General features: G+C 70.0%; 15 protein-coding genes and 1 pseudogene. 14 read left to right on the top strand and 2 right to left on the bottom strand.

Features of this window, described 5'->3' with window-relative positions; translation table 11 throughout:
• Positions 1 to 1409: ABC-F family ATP-binding cassette domain-containing protein (locus ACT6QK_RS13925; RefSeq protein ID WP_444598424.1), on the bottom strand; the 1409-nt coding region annotated here is incomplete at its 3' end.
• Between the two features lie 36 nt (positions 1410 to 1445).
• Between ACT6QK_RS13925 and ACT6QK_RS13920 the strand changes: the two genes are divergently transcribed.
• The 6 genes from ACT6QK_RS13920 to ACT6QK_RS13895 all read left to right on the top strand — a co-directional run bounded on the left by ACT6QK_RS13920 (position 1446) and on the right by ACT6QK_RS13895 (position 5588).
• Positions 1446 to 1928: a YcgN family cysteine cluster protein gene (locus tag ACT6QK_RS13920; protein ID WP_444598423.1), complete on the top strand. Its 483-nt coding sequence runs from the start codon at positions 1446 to 1448 to the stop codon at positions 1926 to 1928.
• Positions 1929 to 2054: 126 nt separating this feature from the next.
• Positions 2055 to 2462 (top strand): hypothetical protein, encoded by a 408-nt coding sequence (locus tag ACT6QK_RS13915; RefSeq protein ID WP_444598422.1) that lies wholly within the window; start codon positions 2055 to 2057, stop codon positions 2460 to 2462.
• A complete protein-coding gene (locus ACT6QK_RS13910) occupies positions 2413 to 3600 on the top strand; it encodes a DNA-packaging protein (protein WP_444598421.1) in 1188 nt (395 codons plus the stop codon). The genes ACT6QK_RS13915 and ACT6QK_RS13910 overlap by 50 nt, the downstream gene beginning before the upstream one ends.
• 82 nt (positions 3601 to 3682) lie before the next feature.
• The gene (locus tag ACT6QK_RS13905) at positions 3683 to 4825 is read left to right on the top strand and encodes a phage portal protein (protein ID WP_444598420.1); all 1143 of its coding nucleotides are present in this window, start codon (positions 3683 to 3685) and stop codon (positions 4823 to 4825) included.
• On the top strand, positions 4822 to 5052 hold the full coding sequence (locus tag ACT6QK_RS13900; protein WP_444598419.1) for a hypothetical protein: 231 nt from the start codon (positions 4822 to 4824) through the stop codon (positions 5050 to 5052). The genes ACT6QK_RS13905 and ACT6QK_RS13900 overlap by 4 nt, the downstream gene beginning before the upstream one ends.
• Before the next feature lie 125 nt (positions 5053 to 5177).
• Complete coding sequence (locus ACT6QK_RS13895; protein WP_444598418.1) at positions 5178 to 5588, top strand: HK97 family phage prohead protease; 411 nt, start codon at positions 5178 to 5180, stop codon at positions 5586 to 5588.
• On the opposite strand, the gene ACT6QK_RS13890 is transcribed toward ACT6QK_RS13895, so the two are convergent.
• Positions 5569 to 6444 (bottom strand): hypothetical protein, encoded by an 876-nt coding sequence (locus tag ACT6QK_RS13890; protein WP_444598417.1) that lies wholly within the window; start codon positions 6442 to 6444, stop codon positions 5569 to 5571. The two genes, ACT6QK_RS13895 and ACT6QK_RS13890, sit on opposite strands and share 20 nt — an antisense overlap.
• A 98-nt stretch (positions 6445 to 6542) precedes the next feature.
• Here ACT6QK_RS13890 and ACT6QK_RS13885 point away from each other — a divergent pair, with 98 nt between their 5' ends.
• From ACT6QK_RS13885 to ACT6QK_RS13850, 8 genes and pseudogenes are all read left to right on the top strand, one after another.
• Positions 6543 to 7805 (top strand): phage major capsid protein, encoded by a 1263-nt coding sequence (locus ACT6QK_RS13885; protein WP_444598416.1) that lies wholly within the window; start codon positions 6543 to 6545, stop codon positions 7803 to 7805.
• Between the two features lie 146 nt (positions 7806 to 7951).
• The gene (locus ACT6QK_RS13880; protein WP_444598415.1) at positions 7952 to 8218 is read left to right on the top strand and encodes a head-tail connector protein; all 267 of its coding nucleotides are present in this window, start codon (positions 7952 to 7954) and stop codon (positions 8216 to 8218) included.
• Positions 8215 to 8523 (top strand): phage head-tail adapter protein, encoded by a 309-nt coding sequence (locus ACT6QK_RS13875; protein ID WP_444598414.1) that lies wholly within the window; start codon positions 8215 to 8217, stop codon positions 8521 to 8523. Before ACT6QK_RS13880 ends, ACT6QK_RS13875 begins: the two co-directional genes overlap by 4 nt.
• A complete protein-coding gene (locus tag ACT6QK_RS13870; protein WP_444598413.1) occupies positions 8520 to 8933 on the top strand; it encodes a DUF3168 domain-containing protein in 414 nt (137 codons plus the stop codon). The genes ACT6QK_RS13875 and ACT6QK_RS13870 overlap by 4 nt, the downstream gene beginning before the upstream one ends.
• A 50-nt stretch (positions 8934 to 8983) precedes the next feature.
• The gene (locus tag ACT6QK_RS13865) at positions 8984 to 9400 is read left to right on the top strand and encodes a phage major tail protein, TP901-1 family (protein WP_444598412.1); all 417 of its coding nucleotides are present in this window, start codon (positions 8984 to 8986) and stop codon (positions 9398 to 9400) included.
• Positions 9401 to 9411: 11 nt separating this feature from the next.
• Positions 9412 to 9705, top strand: a complete 294-nt coding sequence (locus tag ACT6QK_RS13860; RefSeq protein ID WP_444598411.1) for a GTA-gp10 family protein — start codon at positions 9412 to 9414, stop codon at positions 9703 to 9705.
• Entirely contained in the window at positions 9702 to 9896 is a 195-nt protein-coding gene (locus tag ACT6QK_RS13855) for a phage tail assembly chaperone (RefSeq protein WP_444598410.1), read from the top strand. The genes ACT6QK_RS13860 and ACT6QK_RS13855 overlap by 4 nt, the downstream gene beginning before the upstream one ends.
• A pseudogene (locus ACT6QK_RS13850) lies at positions 9889 to 10044 on the top strand (phage tail tape measure protein); the annotation flags it as partial. The gene ACT6QK_RS13855 and the pseudogene ACT6QK_RS13850, both read left to right, overlap by 8 nt.

The following is a 10044-nucleotide window of genomic DNA, read 5'->3' as shown; positions in this document are numbered from 1 at the left end:
GTCGAGGTGGCGAGGCGATCGACGAAGTCGCGGTCGTGGCTGACCAGGATCAGGGTGCCGTCGTACTGTTCGAGCAGCTCCTCGAGCTTGTCGAGCGTATCCATGTCCAGATCGTTGGTCGGCTCGTCGAGGACCAGCATGTTGGCGGGCTTGGCGAGGGCCAGGGCCAGCAGCAGGCGGTTGCGCTCGCCGCCCGACAGGGTCGAGATCGGCTGGCGCAGCTGGGCCTCGGTGAAGAGGAAGTCCTTGGCGTAGGCGGCGACGTGTTTGGACACGCCGCGCACGAGGATGGAGTCGCCGCCGCCGGGCGTCAGGGCGTCCCAAAGGGTCATGTCGGAGCGCAGACCGTCGCGGGACTGGTCGAGATAGACGGTCTCGAGACTGGCGCCGAGTTTCACTGTGCCGGCGGTGGGCTCGAGCTCGCCCAGCATGATCTTGACCAGGGTGGTCTTGCCGGCGCCGTTCGGGCCGACGATGGCCAGACGGTCGCCGCGGATGATGCGGCTGGTGAAGGGCTTGATGACGACCCGGTCGCCGAACGACTTGGTGACGCCCTTCAGGTCGGCGACCAGTTTCCCGGACGTGCCGCCGGAATCGACGCCGAGTTGCATCTCGCGCGGACGGTCGCGGGCGGCCTCGGCGCGGGCGGCGCGCAGGGCCTCCAGATTGCGGGCGCGGCCCTCGTTGCGGCTGCGGCGGGCGGTGATCGAGGAGTAGAAGGTCGCGGTCTCGCGCTCGATGGTCTTGGTCAGTTTCTGGAAGGCGCTGGCCTCCTCTTCCATCGTCTTGGCGGCCCATTCGTCGAAGGCGTCGAAGCCCTTGTTCAGGGTGCGCACCTGACGGTTGTCGAGCCAGTGGCAGGACTGGGTGACGCGGTTCAGGAAGGCGCGATCGTGGGAGACGATCAGGGCGGCGCAGCGGGCGGCGATGATCTCTTTCTCCAGCAGCTCGATCGCCAGAATGTCCATGTGGTTGGTCGGCTCGTCGAGCAGGAGCAGGTCGGGCTCCTCGGCGAAGGCCTTGGCCAGGGCGGCGCGGCGGATCTCGCCGCCCGACAGGCCCTGGGTCGACTTGTTCGGATCCATGCCGAAGGTTTCGAGCCAGGATTCCGCCGTCCAGTGCTCGGCGTCGTTGGAGGTGGCGTAGTCCAGGAGAGTGTCGCCGGCGATCAGCGGCTCCTGGGGCACATAGGCGAACCTGACCGCCCCGTTGATCGAGCGGGTTCCGCTGTCGGGCTCGATCAACCCCATGACCACCTTCATAAGGGTGGATTTGCCGGCGCCGTTGCGACCGACGAGGCAGGAGCGGGTGCGCGGCTCAATGGCGAGGTCGACGCCGTCGAACAGGGGGCGCTGGCCGTCCTGGAGGCGGACGTCCTTGAGGGCGACGAGGGGCGGGCGAGCGGCCATGGGTGCTTTCGTGAGCCGGGGAGGCTATGGGGAGGCGTGGATGTAAAGCGTCAGACCCCGAGCACCAAGCCCTTCTGGCAGACCAAGCGTCTGGAGCAGATGACCCGCGCCGAGTGGGAGAGCGTCTGCGACGGCTGCGGTCTGTGCTGTCTGATCCGGTTCGAGGACGAGGACACCGGCGAGGTGTTCGCCACCAAGGTGCACTGCAAGCTGTTCGATCCGGATCGCTGCACCTGCACCGACTATCCAAACCGCAAGAAGCAGGTCCCAGACTGCATCAAGCTGACGCCTCACAATATCGACGCCCTGGCGTGGATGCCGAAGTCGTGCGGATACCGGCGGCTGAACGAGGGGCGTGGGCTGGCGGACTGGCATCCGCTCGTGTCCGGCGATCCAGAGAGCGTGCACAGGGCGGGGGTGTCGGTGCGGGGACAGACGATCTCGGAGCTCGATCTCGAAAATCCGGAAGATGCGGTCGCCCATGAGGCGCCGGAGTGGGACATCGAACGCGGGGTGTGACGCCTCTGTTGGGCTGGCGCCGCTTCCCATGATGGCTGGGCGGGTCGATGCCTTGATCCGTCAGGGGATTTCCGATTGTCGCCACGATGAACCCGCCTATGGGCGCTGGTCCGCTATAGTTTGCGAATGGCGAGAAGAGGCGGAGCGGCCGGGACGGGGCGGGACGTGTCGAAACGGGCCCTGTCTGAACGGGCGGAGGCGCTGGAAGCCCTGCTGGATCGGCTGGAAGGCGAACTTCAGGACGATGTGGCCCTTGAGGAACTGGACCGCCGGGCGAAGGCGGTTCTGTCCGTGGTCAAGGCGCGCCATGCCCTGAGCGACTTGAGGCCCGCGGCCGCGGGTCCGAAGGACGAGGATGGACCCATGGATGCGGCGGAAGAACAGGCGCTCAGGGACCGGATCCTTGCCCGTCTTGATGGGCTCGCTGCCGAGCTCGAGCAGAAGGGCGCTGTCCGCTGCCCTGCCTGTGGCGGGCTTGCGCCTGATGGAGACGGACTGGAGGCTGTGGTCGCGGCATTCTCAGAGACCGCCTGAGGGCGACTGGGCGACCTGGCTGTTTCTGGGCGGACGCGGGGCGGGCAAGACCCGCGCGGGCGCGGAGTGGTTGACGATGCGGGCGCAGGCCGGGCGGCGGCTGGCCCTGGTGGGTCCGACCCTGCACGATGTGCGCGAGGTGATGATCGACGGACCGTCGGGCCTGCGGGCGATCGCGCCGGCGGGGCGCAGGCCGGTCTATGAGGTTTCAAGGCGGCGGCTGGTCTGGCCCAATGGGGCGGTGGCCCAGGCCTTTTCGGCGGAAGACCCGGAGAGCCTGAGGGGACCGCAGTTTCACGACGCCTGGGCCGATGAATTCTGCGCCTGGAGGAAGCCGGGCGAGGTCCTGGCCATGCTGAGAATGGGGTTGAGGCTGGGCGACGATCCGCGTCTGGCGGTGACGACGACGCCCAAGCCGCAAGCCGCCCTGAGAACCCTGATGGCCGAGCCGTCGGCGGTGACGACGCGCGCGACGACGGCGGAGAACGAGGACAATCTGTCGGCCGGGTTCCGGGCGGGACTGAAGACGCTTTACGGCGGCACACGGCTGGAGGCGCAGGAACTGGACGGGCAGGTGCTCGATCTGGACGGCGGCCTGTGGACGCACGAGATGCTGGCGCGGGCGAGAGGGCGGGCGCCGGAAGACCTCGAGACGGTCGTGATCGGCCTGGACCCGTCCACCACGGCGGGCGGGGACGCCTGCGGGATCGTGGTGGTCGGACGGCGCGGCGGCACGGCCTATGTGCTGGCGGACGAGACCTTGAAGGGGCGGTCGCCCTCGGCTTGGGCTGCGCGGGTGGCGGAACTGGCGGCGGTGCATGAGGCCGAATGGGTGGTGGCCGAGACCAACCAGGGCGGTCAGATGGTCGAGCAGTTGCTGACCATGGCGAGGTGCGGGGCGCGGGTGAAGCCGGTGCATGCCTCGGCCTCCAAGCGGGTGCGGGCCGAGCCGGTGGCGGCCCTCTATGAGCAGGGGCGGGTGGTCCACTGCGGCGCCTTTCCCGAGCTGGAGGAGGAGCTGATGGGGTTCGGCGATCCGACCTTCGGGCGGAGCCCGGACCGGGCCGATGCCCTGGTCTGGGCCGTGGGCCATCTGCTGCTGACGGGGCGCGGGGCGCCGCGGCTGCGCGCCCTCTAGGGATTGGGTTCCAGAGATTTCGAGTTGATCCGTCCCGGCGTCGTCGGGCGAGGAAGGAGGGCATGTGGCCTGGATGCGGTGGATGCGACGGGAGCGGCAGTCGCCGGAGGCGAAGGCCAGTCGGACGGGGCCGCTGATCGCCCTGCAGGGGGCGGGGCGGCCGCGCTGGACGCCGCGCGACTATGCCCATCTGGCCAGCGAGGGGTTCGCGAAGAATCCGGTGGTTTATCGCTGCGTGCGGATGATCGCCGAGGCGGCGGCCTCGACGCGGCTGGCGGTGTTCGAAGGCGGGGTGCGGACCGACGACCATGCGGTGGCGCGGCTGCTGGCCAAGCCCAATCCCGAGCAGTCGGGGGCGGAATGGCTGGAGGGGGTCTATGCGGCCCTGCAGACGGCGGGCAACGCCTATGTCGAGGCCATAGGCGAGGCGGGGGAGCCGGCGCCGGAGGAACTGTGGAGCCTGAGGCCGGACCGGGTGAAGGTGGTCCCGGGATCAGGCGGCTGGGCCGAGGCCTGGGACTATACGGTCGATGGCCGGACGGTTCGGATCGGGCGGGAGGCGGACGGCTGGGCGCCGGTGATGCAGTTGAAGCTGTTTCACCCGACGGACGACCACTATGGCCTTTCGCCGCTGGAGGCTGCGGCCTTCGCGATCGATGTGCACAACGCCTCGGGCGCCTGGAACATGGCGCTGTTGTCGAATGCGGCGCGTCCGTCGGGGGCGCTGGTTTACGGCGCGCGGGATGGGGAGCGGTTGACGGCGGAACAGTTCGAGACGCTGAAGGCCGAGCTGGCGGCCAGCCATTCGGGGGCGGCCAACGCCGGACGACCCCTGTTGCTGGAGGGCGGGCTGGACTGGAAGCCGATGAGTCTGTCGCCGGCGGAGATGAACTTCATCGAGGGCAAGCATGCGGCGGCGCGGGAGATCGCCCTGGCCTTCGGGGTGCCGCCGCAGCTGCTGGGGATTCCTGGCGACGCGACCTACGCCAACTATCGCGAGGCCAATGCGGCCTTCTGGCGGGCGACGGTGGTTCCGCTGGTCAGGAAGACGGCCGGCGCCCTGACCGGATGGCTGGGGCAGAGGTATGGCGACATCCTGATCGAGCCCGATCTGGAGACGGTTCCGGCCCTGCAGGCTGAGCGCGACGCCCTGTGGACTCGTCTGGGGGCCGCGGGCTTCCTGACCGACGAGGAACGGCGGCGGATGGCGGGGGTCGAGGGATGAGCGACGACTGGAAACGGATCCCGCCGGCGGTGGTCGCGGCCCTCATCGTGCAGACGGTCGGGGCCCTCATCTGGGCCGGGGCGGCCTCGGCGCGGATCGGGGCGCTGGAGGCCGGGGCAGGGTCGCAGGGTGAGGTGGTCGAACGGCTGGCGCGGCTGGAGGAACAGGGCATCGCGACGCGGGCGGCGGTCGAGCGGATCGAGCGGCGGCTGGAGGGGGTGAAGTGAGTGGCGAGTGGTTAGTGGCGAGTGGCGAGGGGGATCGCGCGGCGGACAGGATCGAGAGCAAGCGACACGCGTCTGGCGACGGCGTTCAAGTCACCGCGGATCACTCGCCACTCGCCACCCGCCACTTGCCACTGCGCATCCAGGGCTACGCCTCCCTGTGGGGCGTGGCGGATCTGAACGGGGATGTGGTGGCGCGGGGGGCGTTCGCCGACAGTCTGGCGCGGTGCGGGGTCTCGGGGGTGCGGATGCTGCACCAGCATGAGAGCCGGGCCGTGGTCGGGGTCTGGGACGAGATGGTCGAGGACGAGCGCGGCCTGTTCGTGCGCGGGCGGATCGAGGACTGGTCGGCAGAGGCCCGCTATGCGGCGGCGCTGAGCCGGGCCGGGGCGCTGGACGGGCTGTCGATCGGATTTCGCACGGCGGCGGCGCGACGCGAGGGGCGGCTGCGGGTGCTGAGCCGGGTTGAGCTGTGCGAGGTGTCGCTGGTGACGTTTCCGATGCTGCCGGGCGCGCGGTTCAGCGTTTCGTCGCGTTGAGCGCTTGCTGTTCCTGCGCCTGTTTCAGCAGGGCGGCGATGACGGCGAGGACCTTGGGGTTTCTGACGGCGCGACCGGCGAAGAAGGCCAGGAACAGGGCGATCGGGAAGGGGACGTCGAACAGCATCGTGGCCAGGATGGCCACGGCGCCGATGGCGACCCAGAGGCCGAGCAGCAGAGACTTCTGATCCTCAGGGGCGGGGATGTCCTCGAAGTTCGACACCGTGGGCTTGCCGAACACGACGTTCGCCATTGAGGCGGAAGATGTTGGAGGGCGATTGTCCTGGGTGCGCTGCGGGGCGGCTGCGGTGCGCGAAGGCGCGCTGGAAGCCTTCGTCGGGGGCTGGACAAAGACGGTCGGAGGCGTCGTTCGGGGCGTTGCTACGGCGGGACGCACGGTCGGGCGAGGCGAGGTTTCCGACGCATTCGGGGTCGGCGACCACGGGATGGAGCGACCCGCCTCGTCGAGGGTGAAGATCTCGGTCGGATGGGCGGCGGCGAAGTCGATGCCGCGCGTGTCCTGGCCGTAGCTGTCGGCGTGGAGGGCGAAGAGGCGCCCGTTGAGGAGTTCGACCTGGAAGGCGACGGCTTCCGACAGGCCGGGGATCATGGCGTGGACCGTCCCGAAGCGGCCGGTGAGGCCGACCTCGGCGCCGGACCGGGGCCGGTCGCCCGTCATGCCGGTGTAGGCGCCGAAGGCGGTGTTGCGACGTCGCTCGGGACGGGCCGTCGCGAATTGGCGGGCCAGATCGGGGACCCTGCCGCGCAGGTCCTGGGCCAGGGCGGCCATGACGGCCGTCTCGAGCCGGGTGAAGCGGGTCGTCGTCTCGGGTCGGCTCGCGCTCTTGAGAGTCATGCCGGGCCTCCGGGCTGGGCGGACGATGATGAATTTCGGGCGAGCTGAGGCACGACCCGACCCTAACCGCGATGGGCGGTTTCTCAAACGGAGACATGATGAAAGAGACCAAACAGGCTTCCGCCTCGCCGGAAGCGCGCGCCGCCATGCATGAGATGATGGCGGCGTTCGAGGCGTTCAAAGGAGCGAACGACGCCCGGCTGGACGAGATCGAGCGCAAGAGTTCGGCCGACGCTCTGCTGGAGGAGAAGGTGGCGCGCATTGACCAGGCGGTGAGCCAGGCGCAGGCGCGGCTGGACCGGGTGATGTCGGAGGCGCGGCGGCCCTCGGTCGGCGGTGGTCTCGCCCCCTCCGGGTCGGCCAGGGCCGACCTGTCCTCCCCATCCGCCTACGCGGATGTGGAGGTGAAAGCCGCGTTCGACGGGTATATCCGCACGGGGGCCGGGTTCGGTCTGGAGCTGAAGGCGGGGCTGTCGGCGGCGCCGACGTCGGGCGGCTATGTCGTGCCGCCGGAGACGGAGCGGGCCATCGAGCGGCGGCTGATGGCGGTCAGTCCGATGCGCGAGATCGCCACGGTGCGGACCGTGGGGGCAGGCGTGTTCAGGAAGCCCGTCTCGACGGCCGGCGTGGCCTCGGGCTGGGTGGCGGAGACGGCGGCGCGGCCGGAGACCGATCCGGCGACCCTGGCCCTGCTGGAGTTTCCGGCGGCCGATCTCTACGCCAATCCGGCGGCGACCCAGAACCTGCTGGACGACGCCCTGATCAACCTGGACGAATGGCTGGCGGCCGAGGTCGAGGACGCCTTCGCGGCGCAGGAGACGGACGCCTTCGTCAACGGGAACGGGACCAACATGCCCAAGGGCTTCCTGGCCTATGACATCGTCGCCGACGCCGATCAGGAATGGGGCGAGATCGGCTATGTGGCCTCGGGCGCGGCCGGCGCCTTCGCCTCGACGAATCCGGCGGACCGGCTGATCGATCTGATCTATGCGCCCAAGGCCCAGTACCGGCCGAACGGGCGGTTCGTGATGAACCGGCGCACGGTCTCGACGGTGCGGAAGTTCAAGGACGCGGACGGGAACTACATCTGGCAGCCGGCGTCGCGGCCGGGCGAGACGGCCAGTCTGCTGGGCTATCCGGTCACCGAGATCGAGACCATGCCGGACATCGCGGCCAATGCGGCGGCGATCGCCTTCGGCGATTTCCAGCGGGGCTATCTGATCGTCGACCGGGCCGGGGTGCGGGTGCTGCGCGACCCCTATTCGGCCAAGCCCTATGTGCTGTTCTACACGACCAAGCGTGTGGGCGGCGGGGTGCAGAACTTCGACGCGATCAAGGTGATGAAGTTCAGCGCGACGTAGTCGCGCGGTGACGAGTGGTCAGTGGCGAGTGGCGAGTGAATACCGCTCGCCACTGACGGTGTTGATCCGGCGGGAGCGGTGGCCTGGTTGGCGATCTCGCCACTCGCCACCGGTCACTCGCCACTATCGAGCAAAGCGAGAACTCCATGACCGCACCCGTCTCTCTGGCGGAAGCGAAGCTGTTCCTGCGCGTGGGCCATGAGGCCGAGGACGGGCTGATTCAGACGCTGATTGACGCGGCCCGGGCGCGGGTGGAGGGGGAGGTCGGGATCGGCCTGACCTCGACCTCTGCGGCGCCGCTGAGGCTGGCGATCCTGATGCTGGCGTTGCGCGCCTATGAACGCGGCGACCCGGAGATGGCGATCAAGCCGGTCGAGGCCTGGATCGCCCCCTACCGGGAGGCGCGGCTGTGAGCGGGCCGCCGAAGATCCTGGCCGAGCTGCTGGAGCCGGTGGTGGCCGAGACCCCCTATGGCGGGCGGTCCACGACCTATCTGCCGCTGGGGCTGGTGTGGCTGAGGCCGAAGTCGGCATCCGAGCGCGAGCGGGTGGTGGCGGATCGGGCGCATTCGACGGCCCGGCGGACCTTGGAGGCGCGCGAGGACGGGCGGCTGACGGTCGGGCGGGTGTTGCGGTTCGGCGGTGGGGACTGGCGCATTCGGGCGGTGGAGCACGTGCGGTTCGGTTGGGTCGAGATCGGTCTGGAGGCGGCGCGATGAGCGGGCATGAGAACGCCCTGGCGCGGGGGTTGATTGCGCGGTTGGGGGATGATGCGACGGTGAAGGCCCTGCTGGGGCAGCCGGCGCGTATCTGGGACCAGGCGCCCGAAGGCCCGGGCTTTCCTTACCTGCTGATCGGGCGCAGCGAGAGCCGGCCGGTTGCGGCGGAGGGATGCGGCGTCGAGCATCGGCTCACCCTGTCGTGTGCGTCTCGCTTCGGCGGGACGGAAGAGGCCAAGGCGATCTGCGCGGCGGTGCGGGCGGCGCTGGACGGGGCGACGGTCGAGGCGGACGGGGTGCGGACGGTCAGTCTGGCGGTGACGTTCAGCGACGTGTTCAGGACCTCGGACCTGCGGCGGACCTGGGGCGTGATGCGGGTTCGGGCGGTGACTGAAGAGAGCGGCGAGTGATGAGCGGCTCGCCGTTCGTCCCTCGTCGCTGAACATTCAAGGAGATCGAAATGGCCGCACAACGCGGGAAGGACCTGTTGCTGAAGATCGGCGACGGAGGATCGCCAGAGGCGTTCGCCACGGTGGCGGGGCTGAGGGCGCGGACGATTTCGCTGAACGCGAGGACCGTGGACGTGACCGACGGCGACAGCGCCGGAAGGTGGCGCGAGCTGCTGGCCGGGGTTGGGGTGCGGTCGGCGGCGGTGTCGGGCCAAGGGGTGTTTCGCGATGCGGCCTCGGACGCGGTGATCCGCGAGGTCTTCTTCGGACAGGAAGCGCGGCGCTGGCGGCTGATCGTGCCCGACTTCGGCGTGCTGGAAGGACCGTTCCTGGTGACGGCGCTGGAATATGCGGGCGAGCATGAAGGCGAGGCGAGCTTCGCCCTGAGCCTGGCCAGCGCCGGCGAAGTCGGGTTTACCGCGCTTTGACCCTGGGGGCTTTGAGCGCGAACCGGGCGCGGGGCGAGGCCGTGGCGGTGCTGGCCGGGCGGGAGCGACGGCTGTGCCTGACCCTGGGGGCGCTGGCGGAGATCGAGGCGGGGCTGGGTCTGCAGGGCATCGGCGACCTGGCCGGACGGATGAAGGCGCCGTCGGCGACGGACCTGACGGTGGTGCTGGCCGCGGTGCTGCGGGGCGGCGGCGAGGTGGAACTGGCCGAGACGGTGGCCACGGCGCCGATCGATCCGCGCGCGGCGGCCGAGGCCGTGGCGGCGGCCTTTGCGGCGGCGGCATGAGCGAGGCCGGGGCGGGATGGGCGGCGATGCTGCGGCTGGCCCTGGCGATGGGGCTGGCGCCCGAGGCCTTCTGGAGGCTGTCGCTGAGGGAGTGGCGGATGCTGACCGAGCCGGCGTCGGCGTCTTCGACAGGATGGGCGCTGGGCCGGGCGGAACTGGAACGGATGGCGGAGGCTTGGCCGGATGACTGACTGGGATGTGGGCCGCGATCCGGCCGGGGCGGCGCTGGACGCCGTGCCCTTGAAGGCAGCGGAGGCTTCGGCGGCGCTGGAGTCGCTGCGGGAACCGGCCGAGCGCGCGGCGGCCTCGATCGAGGAGGCCTTCGGCCGGGCCGGCGAG

The sequence above is a fragment of the Brevundimonas sp. genome (assembly GCF_052436175.1).
Classification (GTDB): domain Bacteria; phylum Pseudomonadota; class Alphaproteobacteria; order Caulobacterales; family Caulobacteraceae; genus Brevundimonas.
Note: the sequence above shows the minus strand (reverse complement) of the source record. Positions and strands in the feature narration are given on the sequence as shown.